This window comes from Streptomyces sp. WAC 06738, from assembly GCF_003945505.1.
Taxonomy (GTDB): Bacteria; Actinomycetota; Actinomycetes; order Streptomycetales; family Streptomycetaceae; genus Streptomyces.
In genome coordinates, this window is sequence record NZ_CP029618.1 from 4,485,294 (window position 1) to 4,511,399 (window position 26,106).

General features: G+C 73.4%; 20 protein-coding genes and 1 tRNA gene. 14 read left to right on the plus strand and 7 right to left on the minus strand.

Annotation, left to right across the window (positions count from 1 at the left end; translation table 11 throughout):
- Nucleotides 1-236 precede the first annotated feature (236 nt).
- The gene (locus tag DMB38_RS19545; RefSeq protein WP_125936260.1) at nt 237-1,667 is read left to right on the plus strand and encodes a M28 family metallopeptidase; all 1,431 of its coding nucleotides are present in this window, start codon (nt 237-239) and stop codon (nt 1,665-1,667) included.
- Between the two features lie 52 nt (nt 1,668-1,719).
- Here the strand turns inward: DMB38_RS19545 and sigJ are convergent, their stop codons facing one another.
- Nucleotides 1,720-2,655 (minus strand): RNA polymerase sigma factor SigJ, encoded by a 936-nt coding sequence (sigJ, locus tag DMB38_RS19550; protein ID WP_125936261.1) that lies wholly within the window; start codon nt 2,653-2,655, stop codon nt 1,720-1,722.
- 209 nt (nt 2,656-2,864) lie between these two features.
- On the opposite strand from sigJ, the gene DMB38_RS19555 reads away from it, so the two are divergent.
- Entirely contained in the window at nt 2,865-4,985 is a 2,121-nt protein-coding gene (locus DMB38_RS19555) for an MMPL family transporter (RefSeq protein ID WP_125939143.1), read from the plus strand.
- Between the two features lie 165 nt (nt 4,986-5,150).
- Here the strand turns inward: DMB38_RS19555 and DMB38_RS19560 are convergent, their stop codons facing one another.
- The gene (locus DMB38_RS19560; RefSeq protein ID WP_125936262.1) at nt 5,151-5,927 is read right to left on the minus strand and encodes an FCD domain-containing protein; all 777 of its coding nucleotides are present in this window, start codon (nt 5,925-5,927) and stop codon (nt 5,151-5,153) included.
- A 101-nt stretch (nt 5,928-6,028) separates the two neighbouring features.
- On the opposite strand from DMB38_RS19560, the gene DMB38_RS19565 reads away from it, so the two are divergent.
- From DMB38_RS19565 to DMB38_RS19600, 7 genes are all read left to right on the plus strand, one after another.
- Nucleotides 6,029-6,592: a gluconokinase gene (locus DMB38_RS19565; protein ID WP_125936263.1), complete on the plus strand. Its 564-nt coding sequence runs from the start codon at nt 6,029-6,031 to the stop codon at nt 6,590-6,592.
- A gap of 91 nt (nt 6,593-6,683) precedes the next feature.
- Entirely contained in the window at nt 6,684-8,090 is a 1,407-nt protein-coding gene (locus DMB38_RS19570; RefSeq protein WP_125936264.1) for a GntP family permease, read from the plus strand.
- A gap of 150 nt (nt 8,091-8,240) precedes the next feature.
- Nucleotides 8,241-8,313 (plus strand) — tRNA-Glu (locus DMB38_RS19575).
- Between the two features lie 319 nt (nt 8,314-8,632).
- On the plus strand, nt 8,633-9,427 hold the full coding sequence (locus tag DMB38_RS19585) for an SAM-dependent methyltransferase (protein WP_125936265.1): 795 nt from the start codon (nt 8,633-8,635) through the stop codon (nt 9,425-9,427).
- Nucleotides 9,428-9,472: 45 nt separating this feature from the next.
- Complete coding sequence (locus tag DMB38_RS19590; RefSeq protein WP_125936266.1) at nt 9,473-10,150, plus strand: class I SAM-dependent methyltransferase; 678 nt, start codon at nt 9,473-9,475, stop codon at nt 10,148-10,150.
- Nucleotides 10,151-10,291: 141 nt separating this feature from the next.
- A complete protein-coding gene (locus DMB38_RS19595; RefSeq protein ID WP_125936267.1) occupies nt 10,292-10,810 on the plus strand; it encodes a DinB family protein in 519 nt (172 codons plus the stop codon).
- 129 nt (nt 10,811-10,939) lie between these two features.
- Nucleotides 10,940-11,533 (plus strand): hypothetical protein, encoded by a 594-nt coding sequence (locus DMB38_RS19600; protein ID WP_125936268.1) that lies wholly within the window; start codon nt 10,940-10,942, stop codon nt 11,531-11,533.
- An 82-nt stretch (nt 11,534-11,615) separates the two neighbouring features.
- Here the strand turns inward: DMB38_RS19600 and DMB38_RS36965 are convergent, their stop codons facing one another.
- Nucleotides 11,616-13,625 carry a 4-hydroxy-3-methylbut-2-enyl diphosphate reductase gene (locus DMB38_RS36965; protein ID WP_240662375.1) on the minus strand — a complete coding sequence of 670 codons (2,010 nt, stop codon included), beginning with the start codon at nt 13,623-13,625 and terminating at the stop codon, nt 11,616-11,618.
- A 392-nt stretch (nt 13,626-14,017) separates the two neighbouring features.
- Between DMB38_RS36965 and DMB38_RS19610 the strand changes: the two genes are divergently transcribed.
- Both DMB38_RS19610 and DMB38_RS19615 read left to right on the plus strand, forming a co-directional pair.
- Nucleotides 14,018-14,932, plus strand: a complete 915-nt coding sequence (locus DMB38_RS19610) for an aromatic prenyltransferase (protein WP_125936269.1) — start codon at nt 14,018-14,020, stop codon at nt 14,930-14,932.
- 115 nt (nt 14,933-15,047) lie between these two features.
- Nucleotides 15,048-15,434, plus strand: a complete 387-nt coding sequence (locus tag DMB38_RS19615) for a peptidase inhibitor family I36 protein (RefSeq protein WP_125936270.1) — start codon at nt 15,048-15,050, stop codon at nt 15,432-15,434.
- Nucleotides 15,435-15,526: 92 nt separating this feature from the next.
- Here the strand turns inward: DMB38_RS19615 and DMB38_RS19620 are convergent, their stop codons facing one another.
- Nucleotides 15,527-16,561, minus strand: a complete 1,035-nt coding sequence (locus tag DMB38_RS19620) for a LacI family DNA-binding transcriptional regulator (protein WP_125936271.1) — start codon at nt 16,559-16,561, stop codon at nt 15,527-15,529.
- Between the two features lie 136 nt (nt 16,562-16,697).
- Between DMB38_RS19620 and DMB38_RS19625 the strand changes: the two genes are divergently transcribed.
- Nucleotides 16,698-17,522: an endo alpha-1,4 polygalactosaminidase gene (locus tag DMB38_RS19625; RefSeq protein WP_125936272.1), complete on the plus strand. Its 825-nt coding sequence runs from the start codon at nt 16,698-16,700 to the stop codon at nt 17,520-17,522.
- On the opposite strand, the gene DMB38_RS19630 is transcribed toward DMB38_RS19625, so the two are convergent.
- The gene (locus DMB38_RS19630; RefSeq protein ID WP_125936273.1) at nt 17,501-19,012 is read right to left on the minus strand and encodes an MFS transporter; all 1,512 of its coding nucleotides are present in this window, start codon (nt 19,010-19,012) and stop codon (nt 17,501-17,503) included. The two genes, DMB38_RS19625 and DMB38_RS19630, sit on opposite strands and share 22 nt — an antisense overlap.
- An 80-nt stretch (nt 19,013-19,092) precedes the next feature.
- On the opposite strand from DMB38_RS19630, the gene DMB38_RS19635 reads away from it, so the two are divergent.
- Together DMB38_RS19635 and DMB38_RS19640 are read left to right on the plus strand one after the other, a co-directional pair.
- On the plus strand, nt 19,093-19,869 hold the full coding sequence (locus DMB38_RS19635) for a TetR/AcrR family transcriptional regulator C-terminal domain-containing protein (protein WP_125936274.1): 777 nt from the start codon (nt 19,093-19,095) through the stop codon (nt 19,867-19,869).
- A gap of 119 nt (nt 19,870-19,988) precedes the next feature.
- Complete coding sequence (locus DMB38_RS19640; protein ID WP_125936275.1) at nt 19,989-21,002, plus strand: NAD-dependent epimerase/dehydratase family protein; 1,014 nt, start codon at nt 19,989-19,991, stop codon at nt 21,000-21,002.
- 204 nt (nt 21,003-21,206) lie between these two features.
- Here DMB38_RS19640 and DMB38_RS19645 read toward each other — a convergent pair whose 3' ends face one another.
- Complete coding sequence (locus DMB38_RS19645; RefSeq protein WP_240662376.1) at nt 21,207-23,678, minus strand: PQQ-dependent sugar dehydrogenase; 2,472 nt, start codon at nt 23,676-23,678, stop codon at nt 21,207-21,209.
- A gap of 118 nt (nt 23,679-23,796) precedes the next feature.
- The gene (locus tag DMB38_RS19650; protein ID WP_125936276.1) at nt 23,797-26,097 is read right to left on the minus strand and encodes an ROK family protein; all 2,301 of its coding nucleotides are present in this window, start codon (nt 26,095-26,097) and stop codon (nt 23,797-23,799) included.
- Nucleotides 26,098-26,106: the final 9 nt, after the last annotated feature.

Below are 26,106 nucleotides of genomic sequence, written 5' to 3' on the forward strand. Positions count from 1 at the left end.
CCCGGAGGGGCGGCGTCGGCGACAGCCAGGGTATGGCCGGCGGCGGCGTGCCGTCTCGCTCGCGGAAGCCGCCCCGTCTCCGCCCGTCCCGGCCCCGGCCTGTGTCCCCGGCGCCGCACGTCCCCCGGGCCGCGACGCGGTGTCGATGGGCGGGGTTGTCAGGTGCCTCGGCGTCAACGAGCATGGCAGCGCCCGTAATTGACATGGCCACTGCCAGTTTACGGAGGGGAGACCCCGTGTCGCCGCACCCGCGAGGTACGAACCGGAGGACCGTCCTGGCGGCCGGTGCCGCCGCCACCGCCGCCGCCGGGATCACGGCCGGACCCGCCGCCGCGAGCGGCCCCGCCGCGCCCGCGGACCAGGGCGCCGGCCGCCCGCCGGCCACCGCCCAGCGGCCGGGACGGGAGCTGCGGGCCCTGCTCGCCGAGGTGGACGCCGTCCGGATCGAGGCCGACGTACGCCGCCTCGCCGCCTTCGGCACCCGGCACACCCTCTCCACGCAGGACGACCCCGACCGCGGCATCGGCGCGGCCCGCGACTGGATCCACCGCCGGATGCGCCGGCACGCCGCCGCCTCCGGCGGGCGGATGACCGTCGAGCTGCAGTCGTACGTCCAGCAGCCCGCCAACCGCATCCCCGTCCCCACCCGCATCACCAACGTCCTCGCCACCCTGCGCGGCGACACCGACCCCGACCGCGTCTACGTCGTCTCCGGCCACTACGACTCCCGTGCCAGTGACGTCATGGACGCCACCTCCGACGCCCCGGGCGCCGACGACGACGCCTCCGGCGTCGCCGTCGCCTTGGAGCTGGCCCGGGTGCTGGCCACCCGCCGCACCGCCGCGACGATCGTGCTGGCCGCGGTGGCGGGGGAGGAGCAGGGGCTGTACGGGGCCGCGCACATGGCGGAGCAGTTCCGGGCCGGGGGCGTCCGGGTCCAGGGCATGTTCACCAACGACATCGTCGGCAGCTCCACCGCCGACGACGGCACCCGCGACCCCCGTACCGTACGGCTCTTCGCCGAGGGCGTCCCCACCGCCGAGACCCCCGCCGAGGCCAGCACCCGCCGCTCCGTCGGCGGCGAGAACGACTCCCCGGCGCGGCAACTCGCCCGCTTCGTCCGCGACGTGGCGGAGAACGACGCCACCGGCATGGGCGTCCGCGTGATCTACCGCCGCGACCGCTACCTCCGCGGCGGCGACCACATCCCGTTCCTCGAACGCCGCTTTCCCGCCGCCCGCTTCACCGAGCCCGCCGAGGACTACGCGCACCAGCACCAGGACGTCCGGGTGGAGGACGGCAAGCAGTACGGCGACCTGCCCGAGTTCTGTGACTTCGACTACATCGCGCGCGTCGCGCGGGTGAACCTCGCCGCCGTCTGGACCCTCGCCCAGGCCCCGGGCACGCCGACGGGCGTGGGCATCGTCACCTCCGCGCTCACCAACGACACCGAGCTGGTGTGGGACCGCGGTACCGAGCCGGACCTGGCCGGGTACGAGGTGGTGCGGCGGGAGACGACGGCGCCGGAGTGGACGGAGGTGGAGCCGGTCGGCGACGTGACCCGGCACACCGTACGCGCGTCGAAGGACAACCTCTTCTTCGGCGTACGGGCCGTGAACCGCGCCGGGCAGCGCAGCCCGGTGGCCTTCCCGGTCCCGCGGAGCTGAGTGCCGGGCACCCGGGGGCCGCGGCGGACGCGGCCCCCGCTCGGTCCGGACCTCAGTCCAGGTCCGGGACCTTCGCCAGCTTGTCGGGGTTGCGCATGATGTCGATCGCCGTGATCCGCCCCGCGTCCACCGTGAACGACAGCACCGACAGATACCCGTCGTTGCCCCGCATCGCCAGCCCCGCCCTGCCGTTGACCTCGATCGGGCGGATGTCCACCGGGCCCACGTAGCCCGCGTACGCGACGATCTTCTGCGCCACCCGGCTCGACTCGCGCTCCGTGTGCTGCAGCGTGACGGCCTTGCCGCCGCCGTCGCCGCGCATCACCACGTCCGGGTCGAGCAGCGCGATCAGCCCCGGCAGGTCGCCGTCCTGGCACGCCGCGGTGAACGCCTCCACCAGCTCCCGCTGCTGCGCCTCCGTCGCCGGCGTCCGCGGCCGGCCGTCCTCCACCTGCCGCCGCGCACGCGAGGCGAGCTGCCGTACGGCCGCGGGGGAGCGGCCGACGACCTCGGCGATCTCGGGGAACGGCACACCGAAGACGTCATGCAGCACGAACGCGGTGCGCTCGGCGGGCGACAGCCGCTCCAGCACCACCAGCAGCGCCATGCTCACCGACTCGTCCAGCGTCACCCGATCGGCCGGATCGTCCGAGCGGTCCGCGACCAGCGGCTCCGGCAGCCACGTGCCCACGTACTGCTCGCGCCGCGCCCGGGCACTGCTCAGGGCGTCCAGCGCCAGCCGGCTGACCGTCGTCGTCAGCCAGGCGCTCAGGTCGCGTACCGAGCCGGGGTCGTCGAGGCGCCGCAGTCGCAGCCACGCCTCCTGCACGCAGTCCTCGGCCTCCACCAGGGAGCCGGTCATCGTGTACGCCACGCGCAGCAGCCGCGGCCTGTTCGCCTCGAAGGAGCGTGCGAGCAGGTCCTCCGCGCTCAGCTGGGAGGCTCGTCCGGTGTCCGGTGCGGCTTCCCGCGCGTCCCGATTCGTCATTCCCCTGTCCCGTTCAGCCGAAGGGCCGGTCACACGGTGACACGGCCCAGTTCCCACGAGTATCCATGTCACACCTCGAAGGGCTACGTCGTCAACAGGCTACGGAAGCCCGGGGCCACCCCGGGGACGTTAGACGACCCTCCGGGGAAGAGACCATGACGATTACCGATAATCGAGAAGAAACCGCGGAACCGCCCCTGCAAAAGGGGGTGTTCGTCCGGGTCGGGGGTTTCGCCTACCGACGTAAATGGATTGCCGTGAGCCTGTGGGTGGCGGTCCTGTTCGGCGTAGTCGGCGTTGCCACCGCCGTGGGCGACGCCTACAAGGACGACATCTCGCTCCCCGGCACCGAGGCCCAGGCCGCGTCCGACCTGCTGAAAGATCACGGCGCGGAGCGCGCCGGGGACACCATCGAGATCGTCCTGCACGACGAGGGCGGGCTCGCCCAGGTGCAGCAGCGCGTCGAGCCGATGCTCGCGGAGGTCGCGAAGCTGCCCAACGTCGGCGGTGTCCAGAGCGTCTACGAGAACCCGAACGCCATCTCCGAGGACGGCACGATCGGCTACGCCACCGTGCAGCTCGAGGTGGCCTCGGCGGACATGCCGGTGGAGGACACCGAGCGCATCGTCGACGCCGCACAGGAGATCGAGGGCGAGGGACTCCAGGTCGAGCTGGGCGGTGAAGCCGTCCGGACGCTGGCGGAGGGCGAGACCAACGTCGGTGAGATGGTGGGCATCGCCGCCGCGCTGGTCATCCTGGTGGTGATGTTCGGCACCTTCATCGCGGCCGGCCTGCCCATCGTGATCGCCCTCTTCGCGGTCGGCTCGACGGTCGGCGTCGTCATGCTGGCGTCGCACGTCTTCACCATCGCGTCCTGGACGGCAGCGACCATGTTCCTCGTCGGCCTCGGCGTCGGCATCGACTACGCGCTGCTGATCTTCGCGCGGTACCGGACAGAACTCGTGAAGGGCGTGGAGCCGGAACGGGCCACCATCACGGCCATGGACTCCGCGGGCCGGTCGGTGTTCTTCGCCGGCTGCACCGTCCTCCTGGCGCTGCTCGGCCTCACCGCCCTCGGGCTCGGCGCGATCCAGGGCATGGCGCTCTCCGTGGCGCTGACCGTGCTGATGACGATGATCGCCTCGCTGACGCTGCTGCCCGCGCTGCTCAGCATCTTCGGCAAGCGTTTCGCCCGGCAGTTCCTCGCGCGGGCCGAGAAGCGCAAGGCCAAGGGCAAGGTCCAGGACGGCGAGCGGTGGCGGAAGCTCGCGACGGCGGTGCAGAAGCGCCCGCTGGCCGCCCTGCTGACGGCGGCGGTGCTTCTCGGCGCCCTCGCCTTCCCTGCGCTGAGCATCCGCCTCGGGTTCAACGACGCGGGCAACGACCCGAGCGACTCCACCAGCCGCCAGGCATACGACCTGCTCTCCGACGGCTTCGGCCCCGGGTTCAACGGCCCGCTGCTGGTCGTGACCGACGGCGGCGACGGCAGCGCGGAAGAGGCCGCCACCGCGGCGGCGCAGAAGCTGGGCGAGACCGAGGGCGTCGCCGCCACCGCGCCCCCGATGCCCACGCCGGACGGCGAGGCCGCGACGGTCCTCGTCTACCCCGTCAGCTCGCCGCAGGACGAGAAGACCACGGATCTGGTCGGCACCCTGCGCGACGACGTGCTGCCGGGGCTGACGGCGGACAACGGCGCGGACTATCTCGTCGGCGGGGCCACGGCCGCGTCCGAGGACTACGCCGGCAAGCTGGCCGACCGGATGCCGCTGTTCATGACCATCGTGGTGGGACTCGCGATCGTCCTGCTGATGGCGGTGTTCCGGTCGATTCTCATCCCGCTCAAGGCCGCGTTCCTGAACCTCCTCAGCATCGGCGCCGCGATGGGCGTGATGAAGCTGGTCTTCCAGGACGGGCGGTTCGGCTTCGAGGGCGGACCGATCGAGGCATACATTCCGGTGATGATCTTCGCGATCGTCTTCGGCCTCTCGATGGACTACGAGATCTTCCTCATCTCCCGGATGCACGAGGAATGGGTCAACTCCAAGGAAAGTGATCCCTCACGCGCCGTACGGGAGGGCCTGGCCCACACCGGCTCGGTGATCACGGCGGCGGGCTCGATCATGATCGTGATCTTCGCGGCCTTCGTCCTCAGCCCGACCCGGATGCTGCAACAGGCGGGCCTGGCCTTCGCGGTGGCGATCTTCGTCGACGCGGTCATCATCCGATGCATGATCGTGCCCGCGGCGATGGAGCTGATGGGCAAGCGCGCCTGGTGGCTGCCTGCGCCGCTGGCGAAGATCCTGCCGAAGGTGGAGCTGGAGAAGCACTGACGGCTTCCGGCTCACGGGAGCCGGACAGCCGAGGGGCCCCGCCGGTCGTCGAAGGACGACGGGCGGGGCCCTTTGCCGTACGGGGACGGGCGCACGGGAGGCAGGCGCGCCTCATCGGTGAGCGGATCGGTGAGCGTGACGTGCCCGTACGCGATCCGCGTGCGCTCACCCCCTGCGCGTACGCGGCTCCCACAGCGGCAGCATCGCGTGCCGCACCTCCGCCAGCAGCTCCCGCATCCCGGTCTCCGCGTCCCGCGGCCGGCCGCCCGCGATCGCGTCGGCGACGGCCTCGTGCAGGTCGAGGGCCGCGGGCTCGGGGTGGTGGGGCATGAGGCCGAGCTGGGTACGGCCCTGGAGGACGACGGCGACGACGTCGGCGAGCGCGCCGAACATCTCGTTGCCGCTGGCCTGGAGCAGCAGGGTGTGGAAGGCGATGTCCGCCTCCAGGAAGCGGTCGAGGTCGCCGGCCTCGCCGAGGGTGCGGAGGGTGGCGGCGATCTCGGTGGCCCGTTCGCGTTCCGCGGCGGAGGCGCTGCGGGCGGCGGCACCGGCGGCGAGCGGCTCGACGGCGATGCGGAGTTCGGTCAGCGAGCGGAGCTGGGCGTTGCGGCCGGGTCCCGAGAGGCGCCACCAGATGACGCGGGGGTCGTAGACGTTCCACGAGGCGCGGGGCTGCACGGTGATGCCGACCCGGCGGCGGGAGCGGACCAGGCCCATCGACTCCAGGATCCGCATGGTCTCGCGGGCGACGGTGCGGGAGACGCCGAAGCGCTCGCGGATCTGCTCCAGCGTGAGCACGTGGCCCTCCGGGAGGGCGTCGCCGGTGATCTCCTCGCCGAGGGTGTCGAGGACCGAGCTGTGCAGGACGACGGAGTCCGTGGCGGGGGGCGGCGGGGACGTCGCGTTCTCCCGCTTCCCATGGCCAACGTCCCGTAGCTCCACCGCTGAAGAGTATCCCGGGCAGGGCACTTCCCCGATCTCGCACATTGGTGCTACCTTTCCCGGCGATTGGTAACACCATTCTAGGTTCCAGGGAGGTCTTGATGTCCCCGCCTTCCACGCACCGGCAGGCCACTCCGGGCACCCACACCGGGCTCGTGGTCATGGGTGTCTCCGGCGCCGGCAAGAGCACCATCGCCATGCTCCTCGCCGACCGGCTCGGCTGGGCGCTCGCGGAGGCCGACGACTTCCACCCCCGTACGAACATCGAGAAGATGCGCGCCGGCACCCCCCTCACCGACGCGGACCGCGAGCCGTGGCTGCGGGCGATCGCCGCGTGGCTGGCGGGGCGGGCGGACGCCGGCGAGAACGCGGTCGTCACCTGCTCCGCCCTGAAGCGCGCCTACCGCGACATCCTCCGCGAAGCCGGCCCCCGCGTCCGCTTCGTCCACCTGCACGGCGACCACGACACGCTCGCCCGCCGACTGGGCGGCAGGTCGGGCCACTTCATGCCGCCGGCGCTGCTGGATTCGCAGTTGGCGGACCTGGAGCCGCTGACGGCGGACGAGGACGGGGTGGTGGTGGAGATCGGGGGGACGCCGGAGGAGGTGGCGGGGGAGGCGCTACGCCGCCTGCGCCTGCCCCAGCCCCCGCCGGCCTCCGCCTGACCCCTCAACCCGCTCACCCTCCCCCGACCCGCTCACCCGATCCGCCCCCTCACCCCCGTCCCCGTACCCGAGAAGCGATGGAGCTTTTCCGATGACGACGGTGCATCTCGCCCAAGAGGTCGAAGACTGGACCCAGACGATGTCCGCGGGCCCGCTGCTCGCGATAGCCGGCGCGGCCGTGGCCGTGCTCCTGTTCATGGTGATCTACCTGCGCGTGCACGCCTTCCTCGCGCTGGTCACCATCAGCATCCTCACCGCCTTCGCCGCCGGCATCCCGGCCGCCCAGGTGATCCCCGTGGCGACCGACGGCTTCGGCACGACGCTGGGCAGCGTCGCGCTGCTCGTCGGCCTCGGCGCGATGCTGGGCCGGCTGGTGGAGGTGAGCGGCGGCGCGCAGAGCCTCGCGGACGCCATGATCCGGAAGTTCGGCGAGGACCGCGCCCCGTTCGCGCTCGGCGTCGCGTCGCTGATCTTCGGCTTCCCGATCTTCTTCGACGCCGGCCTCGTCGTGATGCTGCCGATCGTCTTCACCATCGCCCGCCGCCTCGGCGGCGGCGTCCTGCGCTACGGACTGCCGGCCGCCGGCGCGTTCTCCGTCATGCACGTCTTCGTGCCCCCGCACCCCGGCCCGGTCGCCGCCACCGAGCTGCTGGGCGCGGACGTGGGTCTGGTCGTGGCGATCGGCGTGGTCATGGCCATCCCGATCTGGTACGTCACCAGCTACCTCTACGGCCTGTGGATCGGCGAGAAGATCGTCCTCCAGGTGCCGGACATCCTCACCGGCGGCCCGCAGGAGGAGAAGGACACCGACCCGCCGAGCGCGGCCACCGTCATCGGCCTGCTCCTCCTCCCGCTGGTGCTGATCTTCGCCAACACCGGCCTGGACACCGCCCGCGCGGCGGGCTGGGTGGAGGACACGGAGTCCTGGTACAACGTCGCCCGCGCCCTCGGCTCGACGCCGGTGGCGCTGCTGCTGACGGTCTTCGTCGCGTCGTACGTCCTGGGGACGCGCCGCGGCAAGGGCCTGGAGATGATCGAGAAGCTCGTCGACTCGGCGCTCGGCCCGGTCTGCGCGATCATCCTCATCACCGGCGCCGGCGGCATGTTCGGCGGCGTCCTGCGCGCCAGCGGCATCGGCGACGCCCTCGCCGACGCGATGAGCGACCTGGGCCTGCCGGTCATCGTCGTCGCGTACGTCGTCGCCACCGCACTCCGCGTCGCCCAGGGCTCCGCGACGGTCGCCCTGACGACGGCCGCGGGACTGATCCAGCCGGTCGTGCTGGATGCGGACTACAACGCGGTGCAGCTCGCGGCGATCGTGCTGGCCACGGCGGCGGGGTCGGTCACGGCCAGCCACGTGAACGACTCGGGCTTCTGGCTGGTGGGGCGGTTCTTCAACATGGACGTGAAGACGACGCTGAAGACCTGGACGGTGATGGAGACGACGATCGGCCTCTCGGCCTTCGGCCTCGCCTCACTCCTCTTCGTCATCGCCTGACCCCACCGGGTTTCCCCGGACCCCTCCGTCCCACGGCCCGCCGGATGCGCGCGGGGGCTGGGCAGGAATCGTTTTGGCGATCTCCCCCGCCATCCCATATCCTGCTGGAGCCCCCGAGCGCAGCTCAGCCAGCGCCCCGGCGGGCCGTCGGCCCTCATCGTCTAGTGGCCCAGGACGCCGCCCTTTCAAGGCGGTAGCACGGGTTCGAATCCCGTTGGGGGCACCCACACACCAAGGCCCTGACCAGCAGCTATGCGGTCGGGGCCTGGTCGTCGGCAGCTCGGCGAAGCCCGCGGTGTCCTCCGGGCCCTCGCGGTGCGGCGGCTCGTCGTAGACCTCCCGGTACGCGGGCAGGAACACCTCAAGCTTCGCCGCCGCCGCGGACCTGTCGTCACACCGCACCGTCACCTCAGCCAGGCATGGCACTCCTCCTTCGCCGTTGGGCACATGGTCCCGGGTGCGTGATGACGGGCAGGAGGTCGAACCGGGGTCGTACTGCCGTTCTTCCGTACTACTGTGGCGGACGTCGAGAGGAGCGCAGTGTGACAACGGAGGGCTTCCGTTTCGAGGAGATCGACGTCAGCAGGCCGCATCCCGCGCGGATCTACGACTACCTGCTGGGCGGCAAGGACAACTACGAGGTCGACCGCCAGGCCGGCGAACAGCTCGTCGCCGCCGCTCCCGAGGCGCGGATCGGGCTGCGCGCCAACCGGGCGTTCCTCCAGCGCGCAGTGCGCCACGTCGTCGCCGACGGCGTCCGCCAGATCCTCGACATCGGTACGGGCCTGCCCACCGCGCCCAACGTGCACGAGACCGCCCAGGAGACCGCGCCGGACACGCGCGTGGTGTACGTCGACAACGACCCCATCGTCCGCGCCCACGCCGACGCGCTGCTCAGCAAGGCCGGCGCGACGAGCATCGTGCAGGCCGACGTCCGCGACGTGCGGTCCATCCTGGACCACCCCGACGTCCGCCGGGTCCTCGACTTCGACCAGCCGGTCGCCGTGTTCCTGGTGGCCGTGCTCCACTTCCTCACCGACGCGGACCGGCCCCGGGAGGTCGTCGCCGCCCTGCGGGACGCGCTGCCCTCCGGCAGCTTCCTGGTGCTCTCGCACGCCACCGGCGACTTCGCCGACCGCACCGACGCGCAGGCCGTCTACAACAAGGCCACCGCGGGCCTGAACCTGCGCCCGTACGCGGAGATCGAGCCGTTCTTCGAGGGCTTCGGCCTGGTCGAACCCGGCCTGGTGCAGGTCCCGTTCTGGCGCCCGGACACGCCGCCGCCCGAGCAGTACCGGGAGGTCGGCATCTACGCGGGCGTCGGCCGCAAGGACTGACGGGCACCGGGCGCCGCTGTCAGACCCCTGCCCTACCTTGGCGGGATGCGCGCTGACACCCCCCGTATCGACCGCCCGGCAGACCTCGACGCCGTTCGCACGTCCTATGACCAAGTCGCCGACAACTACGTCCACTTGATGCGGACCACGGGAATGGCCGACATCCGCCGGTACCCCTGGCTGAAGGCCGCGGTCGACGTGTTCGCCGACGCCGTGGGCGACTCCGGCCCCGTCCTCGACGTCGGCTGCGGGCCGGGCCAGGTGACCGCGTACCTTGCCGAACGCGGTCTGGACGCCTCCGGCGTGGACCTCTCGCCCGGCATGATCGAGAACGCCCGCCGGCTGCACCCGCAGTGCCGCTTCGGCGTCGCCTCCGCGACCGACCTCGAACTCGCCGACGGGTCGCTGGGCGGTGTGCTCGGGTGGTGGTCGCTGTTCAACCTCCCGCGGGACGTCCTGCCGCAGGTGCTCGGTCTGTTCGCGCGGGCGCTGAAGCCGGGCGGGCACTTCCTCACCGGGACGCACGTGGGGGAGGGGGATCTGGTCCGGACGGAGGCGTACGGCAAGGAGGGCGTGCGCTGGACGACGCACAGGTGGCGGCCGGAGGAGTTCGTGGCGCTGATCGAGGGGGCGGGGCTGCGGCCGGTCGCGGAGTTGCGGCTGCCGGGTGACGGGCAGACCGGGCCGGGGGTGGTGGTCATGGCGAAGAAGCCGGAGGCGTAGGAGGGGGGGAGGCGCGGGGGCCGGCGCTCGCCGGTCCCTCGCGTGGCAGGGGACGGCCCCAGCCGGCCCCCGCGGGGCCCGCCCGCGCCCCGCAGAAAACCCTGCGACACCCCGCGACCCCGCGCGCTAGCGTCCCCCACCATGTCTCCTGTCTTCGAACGCCCTCCTCTCCTCGCCGACGAACACACCTCGCTCACCGGCTGGCTCGAACTCCAGCGAAGAATCCTGCGCTGGAAGTGCGAAGGACTGAGCGAGGCGGACGCACACCGCTCCGTCGTCCCGACGTCGCCGCTCATGACCATGGCCGGGCTCCTCGTCCATATGCGCTGGACCGAGCACGCCTGGCTCGACGTCATCTTCCTCGGCGGGGACAGCTCGCGGAACCCGGCCTTCGACGAGTCCGCGGGGGAGGACGCCGACTGGTCCACCGAGGGCGTCACCCTCGCGCAGGCCCTCGCGGACTACGAGGCCCAGTGCGCCCGCAGCGACGAGATCATCGCCTCCGCCTCCCTGGACGACGTCGCCCGCCACCCCGGCTTCCCCCGGAACCACGCGAACCTCCGCTGGATCCTCATCCACCTCATCGAGGAGACCGGACGGCACGCGGGCCACGCGGACATCGTCCGCGAACTCGTCGACGGCACGAAGGGCTACTACTGACGACAGGCCCGCTGGACATCCGTGACCGGGAGCAACCGCACGTGGGGTTCTGCCCGCGCTGGGTGCGATGACCTGCCTCTTGCGCGGTATCCGAGTCGATGTCAGTCCCCGTCGCTAGGCTCCTGCCGCATGACCATGATCTTCGACGTCTTCACCGAGGCGACCCGGGGGACGACCCTCTCCGGCACCGTGCAGTACCGCGATCCCGACAACTACGGGTTCGACCAGGGGCCCGCCTTCGGGCTGCAGCTCATCATGGACGCCTGGAGCGAGGGCGGCGACTTCGGTGCCGGGCCCGTGTCGGCCGAGACCGAGGCCGAGTTCAAGGAGCTCTTCGAGCTGTACTTCGGGCCGAAGGCGCGGGTGGACGAGGACGGCTATCTGCTGGAGGACGGCTCCACCGAGGTGCGGATACCCCGCGTGAAGGCGGAGGAGTTCTACAAGGGCCGCATCGACCCCTACGGCGGCCGGGGCTTCTCGGACGGCGTCCACTACATCTGCCTCACGCCGGAGCCGGGCGCGTTCGCCCGCCGTACCGAAGAGATCATCGTCTCCTGGACGATCGAGGAGGACGACGAGGACCCGGCCGGCGCCGACGCCGACGAGCCCGAGGGGACGTCCGCGTTCTTCACGCTCGAAGTCAGCGATCCCCGTTATCTGGAGCACTTCGCCAAGAACGCGTTCTTCCAGACCGCCTTCACCGGCCATCTCCCGGGCGCCTAGCCCCGCCCCGCCGGACGTGCGGGCCCGCGCCTTCGTCCCCGGCCGACCCGGGGGCGAGGGCGCGGTGTCCGCCCGCCGGTGATCAGGTCTCGCGGTAGGCGACCTCGACGGCCATCTCCTTCAGCCGCTCCCGCCAGCCCGGTGCCAGCGGGGCGTCCTCCAGTGCCTTGTGGGCCGTCGCCACCAGGTCCTCGATGCGCTGTTCCACTTCCTCCCGCATCCCCGACGCCCGCAGCGCCTCGTGCAGGCGGTCCGGGTCCCAGTCGCCGCCGTCCGCGACCAGGCGCGCCACCTCCGCGTCCTTCGTCGCCGCCAGCGCGAGCAGCAGGTTCATCTTGTGCTGGCGGATGTCGAGGCCCGCCGCCTTGCCCGTGACCTCCGGGTCGCCGAAGGCGTCGAGGAGGTCGTCGCGGAGCTGGAACGCCTCGCCCGCCGCCACGCCGTACGCCTCGAAGGCGTCGTCCAGGTCGTCGCGGCCGGCGATGACCGCGCCCAGGGCGAGGGGCCGGTGGATCGTGTACTGGCCCGACTTGCAGACGGCGACGTAGCGTGCCAGCGCCGGGTCCGGGACGAGTTCGGCGGCCAGGGACATGTCGAGCTGCTGGCCGAAGATCATCTCGGTGCCGAGGTGGTTCCACACCCGGCGCGCCGGGCCCGACAGCGCCTCCACGGCCGCGTGGGCGTAGCCGTACGCCAGGTCGCCCGCGATGATCGCCGCGCCGTCGCCGTAGCGGCGGGGCTCGCCCGCCCAGCCCTGCTCGGCGTGGACGGCGGCGTGCTTCCTGTGGACGGTGGGCCGGCCGCGGCGGGTCGGGGCGTTGTCCATGACGTCGTCGTGGATCAGGGCGAAGGCGTGCAGCAGTTCCAGCGCGGCACCCGCGGAGACGACCGCGTCCTCCGCCTGCGAGCCGTCGAGCGCGCCGCCGGCGGCGAGGTAGCCGCTGATGCAGAACGTCGGCCGCAGCCGCTTGCCGCCCGCCGCGACCAGGTGGGCGATCGCGTCGATCGGCCGCGTCATCCGGGCGTCGACGTCGTCCCACGTCTTGCGCTCCGCCGCCAGCAGGTCCTCGATCCGGGCCGAGACCCGGCTGAGGAGCTGTCCCGTGGCCGCGCCCGGGTCCGCGGCGTGCTCCGCCCCGTCCTTCTCGCCCGTCGTGCGCGTCAGGCCCGCAGGCGGCCGGAACACCACGTTCTCCTTCGCGGTCACGACCGCATCGACCTCCCCGTAGCCCAGTTCCGCGAGTCGTGCCACCACCTGCTCGACCAGCACCTCCGGCGCGCTGGCGCCCGAGCTGACGCCGACCGTCTCCGCGCCCTCCAGCCAGGCCGGGTCGAGCGAGTCGACGGACGGGAGCAGCCGCGCCGGGGTGCCGGCGGCCTCGGCCACCTCGACCATCCGTACGCTGTTGCTGGAGTTCTCCGAGCCGACGACCAGCACGAAGTCGCTCTCCGCCGCGATGGCCTTGACGGCGTTCTGCCGGTTCTGGCTCGCGTAGCAGATGTCCTCGCTGCCCGCGCCCACGATCCCGGGGAAGCGCTCCCGCAGGATGTCGACGATCTCCGAGGTGTCGTCCACCGAGAGCGTCGTCTGGGTGAGGAACGCCGACCGCGTGCCCTCGGGCAGTTCGATCCGCCGCGCCTCTTCCGCGTCCTCCACGATCAGCGTACGGTCCGGCGCCTCGCCGTACGTGCCCTCGATCTCCTCGTGGTCCGCATGGCCGATCAGCAGCAGCGTCCGCTCGTCCCGCGCGAACCGCCGCGCCTCCTGGTGCACTTTCGACACCAGCGGGCAGGTCGCGTCGATCACGTTCAACTGCCGGTCCGCGGCGTTGCTGCGCACCTGCGGGGAGACGCCGTGCGCGGAGAAGACGCAGACCGCGCCCTCCGGCACCTCGTTCTCGGAGTCGACGAAGATCGCGCCGCGCTCCTCGAGTTCACGTACCACGTGCTCGTTGTGCACGATCTGTTTGCGCACGTACACCGGTGCGCCATGAATGTCCAGCGCACGCTCGACGATCTCGATTGCCCTGTCGACACCGGCGCAGAAGCCTCGGGGCTCGGCCAGGAGGACCCTGCCTCGGGGAGTTGGCATGTTCGCCTCTCGGTATTCTTCGTACATCTTCGAGGTCGACGCGGATGGGTCCCGTCCGTCGCCGGGAAATCCCCGTTCCAGCCATGGTGCCGTCAGCATCTGGTAGCTGCCTAGTGCGGCACTGGGGGCTGAGTTGGTGCCGACTTGGGCCTGCCGGACACGGCGGGTCACGTGCATGGCGCCGTGCTACCGCCGACGACCGGTCCGACGCCAAGTGAACGCCAAGTGGATGCACAGTCCGGGCCCGTAGGCTCGGCGAAAATCGGGGAGTGGAGCAGCAGGCGGCGGCCACGGTCTGGGGACACCCCCGAGACATGCCGGTGTGCCGACCTGGCTCCACCCAGTCCGACCAGGCCCCCCGTAGTCACTCGTGATCGAAGGCGGAGGATTCCATGGCCGGGGCTAACGACGTCGAACGTGTCTATTCCGCCATGGAGGAAGCGGCCGGGCTCCTGGGTGTGCCCGTCGCACGGGAAAAGGTCCGGCCGGTCCTGACCGCGTACCAGGACGTGCTCGCGGATGCCGTCGTCGTCTTCTCGATGGCGGGCGGCCGCCGGGCGACGGAACTCGACTTCAGCATCTCGGTACCCACGGACCACGGCGACCCGTTCACCACGGCGCTGCGGCGCGGCCTTACCGAGAAGACCGGCCACCCCGTCGACAATCTCCTCGCGGAACTGCGCGAGGGATTTCCGCTCGGCATGTACGCCATCGACGGAATGGTCAGCACGGGATTCAAGAAGACGTACGCCTCCTTCCCGACCAACGAGCCGCAGCCGCTGGCCGATCTGCTCGACGTGCCGTCGATGCCGGCCAGTGCGCGGGCGAACGCGAAGCTCTTCGCGAATTACGGGCTCGACAAGGTCCAGATGGTTTCGGTGGATTACCCGAAGCGGCAGGTGAACCTGTACTTCAGCGAGTTGGACACCGATTACCTGCAACCGGCGCAGGTGAAGGCGCTGGCCGCGGAGATGGGCCTGATCGAGCCGAGCGAGCTGGGGCTGGAGTTCGCCAAGGGATCGTTCGCGGTGTACCCGACGCTGAGCTACGACTCCGACGCCGGCGACCGCCTCTGCCTGGCCGTCATCAGCTCCGACCCCACCCTGGCACCGACGACGTCGGAGCCGGAGGTCACGCAGTTCTCGACGTACGCGAACAACGCCCCGTACGCGTACGCGGGCGAGAACCGCACCCTCGTCTACGGGCTCACATTGACGCCCCAGGAGGAGTACTACAAGCTCGGTTCTTATTACCAGATCACGGACTATCAGCGGAAGCTGGTCAAGGCGTTCGAGGCCCTGGACTGAGACACTCCGGTAACCGGGCGGCGGCGACCTGCCGCCGCTCGCGCATGCTCCCCCGCCGACCCGGGTTGCCCGTGGGCGGCGGGGTGTTCGGGTTCTGCCCCCACCGAGGAGAGAGATGACCAAGAAGCTCCACGCCGCCCTCGTCACCGCCGCCGCGGCCGCCGCCGCCCTGCTGGCCGCCCCCGGCGCGTCCGCCCAGGCGGTGGCCGACGGCTACGACCGCTGTCCGGCCGACCACTACTGCCTCTTCTCCGGCCTGGACGGCACCGGCGACATGGTGGCCCTCCAGGACGACACCCCGAACCTGGCCGCGGTCGGCATGGACGACCGCGCCAAGTCGGACTGGAACCGGACGGGGTACTGGATCAACCTGTGGTCCGACGCCGACTACACCGGCTGCATGGCGGTCACCAGCCCCGGCGGCAAGGGCAACTTCTTCTCCTCGTTCCGGGACTTCTTCAGCTCGGTCGAGATCGACGAGCCCAACGGCATGTCCTGCTGACGACGCCGGTACGCGCCGCACGCGCGCCGTACGCCCGCACGCGCCGCACGCCCCGCGCCGGGAATCCGCCCGGCGCGGTGGTGCGCGCCGGCTCACTCCGGCCCGTAGCGGATGACGTGCGTCGGCAGGACGGTGCGCCGCGGCGGCCAGGAGGCGGTGGGGCCGCCGTTGATGCGGTCGATGAGGAGCCGCGCGGCCTGCCGGCCCATCTCGTCCGCGTCGTACGACACGATGGTCAGCGGCATCCCGAGGACGTCGGCGAGGTCGAAGTCGTCGAACCCGGCGAGCGCGACCGGCAGTTCGAGGGCGCGGACCGCGCGGATGGCGCCCTGGGTGAGGCGGTTGTTGGTGCAGAAGAGCGCCGTGGGCGCGGTGCCGGATCTTGGCGCTCCGCCCGGGGCCAGCAGCTCCCGCGCCGCCCGCTCCGCCGTCGCCACGTCCGTCAGCCCGCGCCGGACGAGGCCGTCGTCCGGCTCCAGACCGGCCGCCTCGTGGGCGGCGCGGTAGCCGCGGAAACGCTCGGCGCCGGTGTGGATGGCCGGCGGGTTGCCGAGGAAGCCGATCCGGCGGTGGCCCGCGGCGAGCAGCCGCGCGGTGGCGTCCCGGGCACCGCCGAAGTCGTCGACGAGGACGCAGTCCGCCTCCATGCCGGACGGCGGCCGGGAGGCCAGCACCACCGGCATGTCCCGCAGCGCCGCGGGCGTGAGATGGCTGTGGCTGCCGCCCGCCGGGACCACGATCATGCCCGCGACCTGCCGCGACGCCAGATCCTCCACCAGCCCGCGCTCGCGGTCCAGTTGTTCGCCCGTGTTGCTGAGCAGCATGCTCAGCCCGTGCTCCGAGGCGACTTCCTGGACGCCGAGCGCGAGCCGCGAGTAGAAGGGGTTCGCGAGGTTGGTGACGATCAGCCCGATCATGCCGCTGCCGCCGAGACGCAGGCTGCGCGCGGTCGCGTTGAGCCGGTAGCCGAGGGCGTCGACGGCGGCCAGCACGCGGCGCCGGGTCTCCTCGCTCACCCGCGCGTCGCCCTTCAGCACCCGCGAGACCGTCATGGTGCTGACCCCGGCGCGGTGGGCGACGTCACGCATCGTCGGTGCCCCGGCGTCGCCCGGTCGCTGCTGGGACATGCCCGATTCCTCCGCCCGCTCCGCCCCGGTGTCCGCGGGCAGTCGGGGCCGCGAACCCGCCAATTCTAGGGAGGCGCCGCGGAGGTGGCGGCAGGGCGCCCGCCCGGGCCGCCGGCGTGCGCGCGATAGTGGCGGGGTGACCCGTGTACGCACCCGCCCTGCCGGCGCCGCCCTCGCCGGCGCCGCCGTCGTGGCCGCCGCCCTCCTCGTGGCCCTGGTCGTCGTCCCCCGGGACGACGACGGGGAGCGGGAGCCCGCGCTGCCCCCGCCGGGCGCCGGGGTCGACTACCAGATCGGCGGCGCGTACGACCCGCCCCCGGGCGTGGAGGTCGTGATCCGCGACCGCGGCGACGCCCCCGCCCCCGGCGCGTACAACGTCTGCTACGTCAACGCCTTCCAGGCCCAGCCGGGGGCCGAGGACCGGTGGGATCCCGACCTGCTGCTGCGCGACGCGGCCGGCGAGGTCGTCTACGACGAGGACTGGGGCGAGGCCGTGCTCGACCTGCGCACCGCGGACAAGCGCGAGCGCATCGCGGCGAAGGTCGGCCGCTGGATCGACGGCTGCGCCGAGCGGGGCTTCCAGGCCGTCGAGCCCGACAACCTGGACACGTACACCCGCTTCCCGCGCCTGCTGACGGCCGGCCACGCGCGCGCGTACGCCGCGCTCCTCGCCGACCGCGCGCACGCGCGCGGGCTGGCCGTCGCGCAGAAGAACACCGCGGAACTGGCCCCCGACCGGGCGCGTACCGGGCTGGACTTCGCGGTCGCGGAGGAGTGCGGCGAGTACGACGAATGCGCCGCCTACGCCGCGGCGTTCGACGACCGGGTGCTGGTCGTCGAGTACACGCCGGGCGGGCTCGCGGCGGCCTGCGGCCGGTGGGCCGACCGCCTGAGCATCGTCCGCCGCGACCGCGCGGTCTCCCCCGAGGGCGCCGCGGACTACGTCCGCGAGACCTGCTGAGCGACGGCCGCCTCCGGCTCCGCGGCATACGCGGGCCGGGACTCCGGCTCCGCCGCCGGCTCGCGCTCCGGGCGCGGCGTCGCGAGCAGCGACGTCAGGCACGCCGCGCCCAGCAGCACCGCCGCCCCCACCGTCAGCGCCGTCGTGTACCCGTGCACCGTGGCCGCCGCCGTGGTGCCGGCCGCCGACGTGAGGTGCGCGGCGGCGGCGCTCGCCGCGAGGGTGTTGAGCAGCGCCGTGCCCAGCGCGGCGCCCAACTGCTGGGACGCGTTGTACGCCGCCGAGGCCGCGCCGATCTCGTGCGGCCGCATGTGTGCGGTGGCCAGCGCCGCCGTCGGCGGCATGACGCAGCCGAGGCCGAGGCCGGTGAGCACCAGCGCCGGTACGAGGTACGCCCCCAGCACCGCCGAGGTCTCCGCCGTCAGCCGGGTCAGGATGAGCATGCCGAGCGCCGCTGCGACCAGCCCCGGCACGATGAGCGCCGCGGGCGCGACCCGCCCGTGCAGCCGCCCGGCGATGAGCAGGGAGCCGGCGAGCGCGGCGGCGGCGTTCACGATGAGCGTGAGCCCCGACTCCACGGGCGAGTAGCCGAGGACCGTCTGCGTGTAGTAGCTCATGAACAGGTAGAAGCCGAACATCGCGACGAACATCAGCGTGATCGCCGCGAACGCCCCGCCCCGCGCCCGGTGCAGCAGGACGCGCATCGGCAGCAGCGGATGCGGCGCCCGCAACTCGACGGCGGTGAACGCCGCCAGCAGCAGCACCCCGGCGCCGAGCAGCGCGAGCACCTTCGGGTCGCCCCAGCCGTGCGGTTCGGCCTCGCTGAAGGCGTAGACGAGGGCGGCGAAGCCGGCGGTGCTGAGCAGCGCGCCCGGCACGTCGAGCCGGCCCCCGGTGCGCAACGGCGGGGCGTGCGGCACGAACGCGGTGCCGAGGGCGGCGAGGAGCGCGACGGGCACGTTGACGTAGAGGCACCAGCGCCAGCCCGCGTACTGCGTCAGCAGCCCGCCGGCGATCAGCCCGACCGCCGCGCCCGCGGCGCCGACCGCGGCGAACACCCCGAAGGCGCGGCCGCGTTCGCGTGTCCCGGTGTACACCGTCGTCAGCAGCGACAGCCCCGCGGGCGCGAGGAGCGCGGCGAAGACGCCCTGGAGCGCGCGGGCCCCGAAGAGCATCCCGGGCCCGGTCGCGGCGCCGCCGAGGGCGGAGGCGGCGGCGAAGCCGACGAGGCCGGCGGCGAACGCGCGGCGGTGGCCGAGGAGTCCGCTGACCCGGCCGCCGATCAGCAGCAGGCCGCCGAAGGCGAGCGCGTACGCGGTGACGGCCCACTGGCGGTTCGCGTCGGTCATGCCCAGCGACTGCTGGGCGGAGGGCAGGGCGATGTTCACGATCGTGCTGTCCAGCACGACGAGCAACTGGGCCGTGCTGACGGCCAGCAGGGTCCACCAGCGGCGCCGGCCCCCGGCGCGTGCGTGCGTCTCATCCGGCACGGGATCCCTCTTTCTCTAACTACGTGTGGGATTCCCTAACGCTGTTAGGGAACGTCGCACACCGTACTACACTGGGCCGGGTGGGCAGCGAGAGAAAGCCGCGTGACCAGCGGAAACGTGGCGCAGGAGGCGAAGCGCGGAGCATCTGGCTGCGCCCCGGGCGGACGTCGGCCAGGGGCGAGCCGCCGCTGACCCGGGCCCGGATCGGGACCGCGGCCGTCGCGCTGCTCGACGAGGACGGCATCGACCGGCTCACCATGCGCCGCCTCGCCGACCGGCTCGCGGTCGTCGCGCCCTCCCTGTACTGGCACGTCGACACCAAGGACGACGTCATCGACCTCGCGGTGGACGCGATCTTCGGCGAGGTGGAACCGCCTGCGGCCGGGGCCCCCGACGGGACGGCGCCCCCGGATGCCGGCTGGCGCGAGGGCGTCGCCGCCGTGCTCGGCACCTGGCGCGCCGTGCTGCTGCGCCACCCCTGGGCCGCCGCCGTCCCGGCCCGCCGCAAGCCCTCCATCGGCCCCCACTTCCTCGCCTGGATGGAGGTGTTGCAGGCCACGCTCGTACGGGCCGGCTTCACCGGCCGCGACCTCCTCGCCGCCACCTGGGCGCTGCACAACCACGTCCTCGGCTCCGCCTCCACGCAGGTGGCGCTGGACGTGACGGACGAGGAACGGGACAGCGCCCAGGAGCGGGTGCGCGCCGCGGCCGACCGCTACCCGACGCTCGCCGCCAGCGACTACCTCCGCGACGACGACTGGAACGGCACCTTCACCGCCGGGCTGGACTTCATCCTCGACGGCCTGGAGGCGCGGCTCGCGCGGACGGCGGCGGGCACGGCGGGGGGCGCCGGGTAGCGCGGGGGCGCGGGGCGGTCCGGGCGCGGGGCGCGGGGGCGTAGCGCGTTCGCGGTGACCGGCTCTGCTGTCGGCGTAGCGATGCCGTGCCGGGGCGGGATGGGTGCTTGGGTGCGGGGATGGACATTCTCGTGCTGGGCGGTACGGCCTGGGTGGGCCGTGAGGTGTCGCGGCTGGCGCTCGCGCGCGGGCACCGGGTGACGTGCCTCGCGCGCGGCGAGAGCGGCGGGGTGGCGGACGGCGCGGAGCTGGTGGCCGCCGACCGGCGGGATCCCGGCGCGTACGACGCCCTGCCGGCCCGTACCGCGGACCGCCCCTGGGACGCCGTGGTCGAGGTGTCGTGGCAGCCCGGCTTCGTCCGCGGCGCCCTCGCCGCGCTCGCGGACGTCGCCCGGCACTGGACCTACGTCTCCTCCGGCAACGTCTACGCCACCCATCACCGGCCCGGCGCCGACGAGTCCGCGCCGCTGATGGAGCCCACCGACCGCGACGAGGTCGACCGCGAGCTGTACGGCGAGGCCAAGTCGGCCTGCGAGCAGGCCACCCGGTCGGCGGTCGGCGGCGACCGGCTCGTCGTCGCCCGCGCCGGCCTCATCGGCGGCCCCGGCGACCACACGGGCCGTACGGGCTACTGGGTCGCCCGCGCCGCCCGCGACCCCGGGTCCCCGATGCTGGTGCCCGCGGGGCCGCATCTGTCGACGCAGGTCGTGGACGTCCGCGACCTCGTCGCCTGGCTGCTCGACAACGCGGAGTCCGGCCGCACCGGCACGTACGACACGGTCGGCCCGGTCGTCTCGCTCGACGACTGGATCCGGCTCTCGCGGGAGGTCGGCGGGCACACGGGGCCGGTGGCCGCGGCCGGCTCGGCGTGGCTGCGGGGGCAGGGCGTGGAGCAGTTCATGGGGGCCGAGTCGCTGGCGATGTGGCTGGACGAGCCGGGCTGGGAGGGCTTCACGTCGCGCAGCGGCGCCGCGGCGGTGGCGGCGGGGCTGACGCACAGGCCGCGCACGGAACTGCTGGCGGACACCCTGGCGTGGGAGCGGGAGCAGGGGCTCCACCGGCCGCGGCGGGCGGGGCTGAGCCCGGCCCGGGAGCGCGAACTGCTGGCGGCGCTGGCGGAGGCGGAGGCGTAGAGCCGCGGCGGCCGCGGGTGCGCGCGGGGCGCCGCGGGTGCCGGGGCGCCCAACTGCCGTAGGGAAGCCGGTTGTCGGTGGGGCGGCCTACCCTGGGGCGGGTGTGCGGGGGATATGGGGGATATGCGGGACGGGAGACCGGCACGGTGCGCTCCGCCCAGCCGGGCGCACCGTGCCGGCCGGTCATCGGCCCGTACTCTCCGCCTACCCCGTCGTGAAGGTGAAGGCGTCGATGTCGAGCAGGTTTCCCTGCCCCGTCGGTCCCGCGAACCGCAGGTACAGCGTCGTCGCCCCCGGCGGCGCCGCGGTCAGCGAGGCGCTGACCTCCTGGTAGTTCTCCCAGCCGCCGGTCGGCGGAACCGTCAGGGTGCCGAGCAGGCCGCCGGCCGGCGAGCCCGTACGGACCTCGATCGTGCCGCCAGGACCGCCGGAGGCGACCCGTGCGCTGACGCCGGTCACGTCGTCCAGCGCGTACGGCTCGAAGGACACCCAGTCGCCGTCGTCCGTGAACCCGACCGTCGCGCCGCCCTCCGCGCCGCCGTGCCCGGCGATCTGGATGCCGGACATCGCGCCGAAGTGCTCGGCCTGCCGGTGCCGCGGCTGGAGGGTGCGGGTGCTCGTGCCCGTCAGACCGCCGGAGTCGGTGTACTCGGCCTTGAAGACCCCGTACAGGTTCGCCGCGGTGTCGTGTTCGCCGTCCTCCGGGACGATGATGGTGCCGCTGCAGCCGTTCGCCGAGGTGATCTCGTGGGTGTGGCTGTCGTGCCCGAGCGCGTAGGCGACCCGCACCTTCGCGCAGTCGACGGCACCGTCCTCCGGGTCGCTCGCCACCACGGTGAACGGCACGTCGTCGCCGAAGGAGAAGAGCCGCCCGTCGCCCGGTGTCCGCAGCGTCACCGTCGGCGCCGTGTTGCCCGCCGTCACCACCAGGCTCGCCGTGCCCGTCAGGCCCTCGGGGTCGGTGACGGTGAGGGTCGGGGTGAAGGTGCCGGCGGAGGTGTACGTGTGCGAGGGGTTCGCCTGGTCCGAGGTGGCGCCGTCGCCGAAGTCCCAGCGGTACGTGAGCGCACCGCCCTCCGGGTCCGCGCTGCCCGCCGAGCTGAACCGCACGGTCAGCGGCGTGCCGCCCGAGGTGCGGTCGGCGGCGGCCTGGGCGACCGGGTTGCGGTTGGAGCCCGCGAGGTACTCGATGCGGTACAGCGCCTGGTTGCCGCCGCCCGAACCGTAGTCGAGGACGTACAGCGCGCCGTCCGGGCCGAAGTCGGTGTCCATGACCTGCGTGCCGTCCCACGGGAAGTCCTCGATCAGCCCGGGGGAGCCGTCCTGGCCGACCTCGATGGCCTTGATCCACTGCCGGCCCAGCTCGCCCGCGAAGTAGCGGCCGTCCAGGGACTCGGGGAACTTCACGTCCGAGTCGAGGTCCGGGTCGTAGCGGTAGACCTCGCCGCCCATCGGGGACTCCGAGCCGCCGCCGAACTCCGGCGGGCTGCCGGCGTCGCCGCCGTAGCGGATCCAGGCGGGCTTGGCCGGGGGGAGTTTGTCCTGCCCGGTGTTGTGCGGGGAGTTGTTCACCGGGCCGCCGCCGCAGTCGTACTTCGCGCCCGAGGGGCCGTCGGGGAAGGTGAACTCGTTGTACGTCTCCGCCGCCGTGTTCGTGCCCGTGCAGTACGGCCAGCCGTAGTTGCCGGGCCCGGTGATGCGGTTGAACTCGACCTGGCCGCCCGGCCCGCGGTCCGGGTCGCTGCCGCCGGCGTCCGGGCCGTAGTCGCCGAGGTAGACGACGCCGGTCTCGCGGTCGACGGACATCCGGAACGGGTTGCGGAAGCCCATCGCGTAGATCTCGGGACGGGTCTCGGGGGTGCCGGGCGCGAAGAGGTTCCCGGACGGGACCGTGTAGCCGTCGGCCGTGGGCTTGATCCGCAGCACCTTGCCGCGCAGGTCGTTGGTGTTGCCGGAGGAGCGCTGCGCGTCGAACTGCGGGTTGGTGCCGGCCCGCTCGTCGATCGGGGAGTAGCCGCCGGAGGCGAAGGGGTTGGTGTCGTCGCCCGTGGTCAGGTACAGGTTGCCCTGGGCGTCGAAGTCGATGTCGCCGCCGACGTGGCAGCACTGGCCGCGGTCGTTGGGCACTTCGAGGATGACCTTCTCGCTCCCCGGGTCCAGGGTGTTGTCCGGCCTGAGCGTGAACCGGGAGAGGTTCAGGTGGCCCTTCCAGGGCTCGAAGTCGGCCGGGCCGCCGGTGGCGGGCGCGTCGCCGGGCGGGGTGTTCAGGGTGGGCGAGTAGTAGAGGTAGAGCTGCCGGTTGGTGGCGAAACCGGGATCGGCGGCGACGCCCTGAAGGCCCTCTTCGTCGTGGCTGTAGACGTCGAGCTTCCCGGCGACCTTCGTGTTGCCGGCCGCGTCGGTGACCCGGACCGTGCCGTCGCGCGCGGTGTGCACGACCGAGCGGTCCGGCAGTACGGCCAGCGACATCGGTTCGCCCATCTCGGCCGGTCCCGCGGCCAGTTGGACGTGCTGGTAGTCGCCGGGGGGTATGCCGGCGGTTTCGCCCGCGGCCGGGCTGCCGGCGGCGACCGCGCCGCCGCCGAGCACGAGCGCGAGGACGGCCAGCAGCCGCGGGGCACGGCCGGGTCTGTCCACCCGTCTCGGCCGGGACCGGCGGTGGGGGGTGCGTCTCATCGGGGTCCTCCCTGGTGCGTGAGTGGTGACGGTTCGTACGGGGGGCACGGAGCCCCGGGTGGTACGAGGGCACAGGGCCCGGGTCGTCACGAGGGCGCGGGGCCCCCGGTCGTACGGTTCACAGGGCCCGCAGGGCCGTCCCGCCGCGCAGCCTCGGGGTGAACGCGGCGTGGAAGATCGTGGAGGCGGCGCCCACCGCGGCGGCCTCGGAGCCCAGCACCGACCGCTCGACGTCGACGTGCCGCAGCCGGCGCGCGGTGGGGAAGTCGTTCACCATCTCGCCGATGTGGGACAGGTACAGCGGGGCGGCCGGGTCGGTGAAGAACGGCCCGCCGAGGACGACGAGGTCGATGTCGAGCAGGTCCACCAGGCTCGTCGTGCCCTGCCCGACGGCCCGCGCCAGGTCCCGTACGGCGGCGGTGGCGGCCGGGTCGCCGGCCGCGGCGGCCTCGGTGACGGCGCGGTAGCCGGCGGTGGTGCCCGCCAGCCCGGCGTCGAGCGGGAAGCCGTGCCGGGCCGCGAGCCGGGAGAGCCCTAGCGGCGGGTTGCACTCGGGCAGCACCTCGGGCCGGCCGCCGGGCCCGGTGCGGCCGAGCGCGACGGCGCACAACTGGCCGAACTCCCCGGCGTTGGCGCTGGTGCCGCGGTGCAGGTCGCCGTTGAGGTAGAGGCCGGAGCCCACGCCCGTACCGAGATAGACGTACGCGAAGTCGCGGGCGCGCCGGTCGCGGCCGATCCACCGCTCGCCCGCCGCCGCGGCGGCCGCGTCCTTCTCCATGATCAGCGGGCACTGGAAGTGGTCCTTGAGGAGGTAGAGCAGCGGCAGGTCCGTCCACACCGACATCAGCGGCGGGTCGAGCACGGTGCCGGAGTCGGTGTCCACGGGACCGGGGACGGCCACCCCGATGCCGAGGAACCCCCCGGGCCGTACCGCGCCGCGGGCGTCGGCCAGCACGCCGCGGCCGAGGTGGGCCACCTGCCTGACCAGCACGTCGGGGTCGGCGGTCGGGTGCACGGGCCGGGTGCGCTCGGCGACGATGGTGCCGTCGAGGTCGATGACGACGGCGGTGAAGACCTCCGGGTCGATGTGGATGCCCACGGCGTGCGCCGCCTCGCCGCGCAGCCGCACGGGGGTGCGCGGCTTGCCGGAGGTCGCCTGGCGGCGGTTCTCCTCGACGAGGATGCCGCGGGCCAGCAGCGAGCGGGCGATCCGGGACACGGACTGCTGGGTCAGTCCCGTGCGGTGGGCGATCTCGCCGCGGGTGACGGTGCCGGCGAGGCGGACGGCCTCGATGACGACGCACTCGTTGAACGAGCCGAGGTCGATGTGGTTCGCCCCGCCGACCGTCTCCCGCCGCCCCGTCCCCGCCCCGCCCCCGGAGCGGCCGCGGGGGCGGGGCGGGGCGGCGTGGCTGGCGATGGACTCGCGCAGCCACTGGAGCGGCTCGCCGGCGGGGTGCCGGGCGTACGCCTCGACGGCGCCGGCGAGGTCGAGGTAGACGCGGCGGGAGGACTCGGGGTGGCGGGAGCTGTCGAGGGCGACGAGGGCGCGGAGGTAGCTGCGCCAGGTGCAGGTGGCGGGGATGCCGTGGAGGGTGGCGGGGGGCGAGGCTTCGGGGCGGACGGCCGGGGGCGCGGGCGCGGGACCCGGTGCGGCGGGCGGGGAGGCGTGCGGGTGGACGTCCGCGGGATCCGCGGTCCAGAGCGTGAGCGCGTGCAGTTCGATACGCGGATGGCGCCTGCGCGCCTTGGTGAGGAACGCGGCGAGCGCGCGGTGCGGCGCCGGCGTGCGGCTGCCGGCGACGGCGCCGGGCAGCGCGTCGCAGGCGCGGTCGAGCCGGGCGAGCACGTCGGCGCCCACGGCGCTGCCCGCCGGCCGGGGTTGCGCGGCGGGCCCGGTCCTGGCGCCGGTGAGGAGCACGGCGCCGTGGGCGTCCGCGTACAGGCCGACGACCCAGATGTCGGCGCCGGGCAGCGGCGGGTCCGCCGGCGGGTGGTCCGACCAGCGGCGCCGGATGGCGGCCACGGTGGCGTGGGACAGGCCCAGTTCGCGGCCCACGGCCCGGGAGGCGGCGGCGCCGTCGCTGGCGAGGAGCGTACGGGCGATGACCTCCGCCTCGTCGACGGTGGCGGGACGCCCGGGGCGGGCGCGGTGCCGCAGCCCGGCGATGCCCTCGTCCGCCCACTTGTGCCGCCAGGCGCCGACCGTCTGCCGGGAGACGCCGAGCCGCCGCGCGATGTCGGTGTCCCGCATGCCCTGCCCGGCCAGCAGCACGATCCTGGCCCGCAGTTCGAGCGCACCGCCCTCGGCCGCCCACTCCCGCAGCAGACCGGTGTCCTCGGCGGAGGGCCGGGCGGCGGGAACGGCTGCGGAGGGCGGTGCGGCAGCGGTGACGGTCGCCTGCTTGTGGGGGTGCATGGCGTGGCC

Coding starts and splice junctions, on each gene's coding strand:
- sigJ (WP_125936261.1), bottom strand. CDS start 2,655: ATGACGAATCGGGACGCGCGGGAAGCCGCACCGGACACCGGACGAGCC.
- DMB38_RS19565 (WP_125936263.1), top strand. CDS start 6,029: ATGTCCCCGCCTTCCACGCACCGGCAGGCCACTCCGGGCACCCACACC.
- DMB38_RS19570 (WP_125936264.1), top strand. CDS start 6,684: ATGACGACGGTGCATCTCGCCCAAGAGGTCGAAGACTGGACCCAGACG.
- DMB38_RS19590 (WP_125936266.1), top strand. CDS start 9,473: ATGCGCGCTGACACCCCCCGTATCGACCGCCCGGCAGACCTCGACGCC.
- DMB38_RS19595 (WP_125936267.1), top strand. CDS start 10,292: ATGTCTCCTGTCTTCGAACGCCCTCCTCTCCTCGCCGACGAACACACC.
- DMB38_RS19600 (WP_125936268.1), top strand. CDS start 10,940: ATGACCATGATCTTCGACGTCTTCACCGAGGCGACCCGGGGGACGACC.
- DMB38_RS36965 (WP_240662375.1), bottom strand. CDS start 13,625: ATGCCAACTCCCCGAGGCAGGGTCCTCCTGGCCGAGCCCCGAGGCTTC.
- DMB38_RS19610 (WP_125936269.1), top strand. CDS start 14,018: ATGGCCGGGGCTAACGACGTCGAACGTGTCTATTCCGCCATGGAGGAA.
- DMB38_RS19615 (WP_125936270.1), top strand. CDS start 15,048: ATGACCAAGAAGCTCCACGCCGCCCTCGTCACCGCCGCCGCGGCCGCC.
- DMB38_RS19620 (WP_125936271.1), bottom strand. CDS start 16,561: ATGTCCCAGCAGCGACCGGGCGACGCCGGGGCACCGACGATGCGTGAC.
- DMB38_RS19640 (WP_125936275.1), top strand. CDS start 19,989: ATGGACATTCTCGTGCTGGGCGGTACGGCCTGGGTGGGCCGTGAGGTG.
- DMB38_RS19645 (WP_240662376.1), bottom strand. CDS start 23,678: ATGAGACGCACCCCCCACCGCCGGTCCCGGCCGAGACGGGTGGACAGA.
- DMB38_RS19650 (WP_125936276.1), bottom strand. CDS start 26,097: ATGCACCCCCACAAGCAGGCGACCGTCACCGCTGCCGCACCGCCCTCC.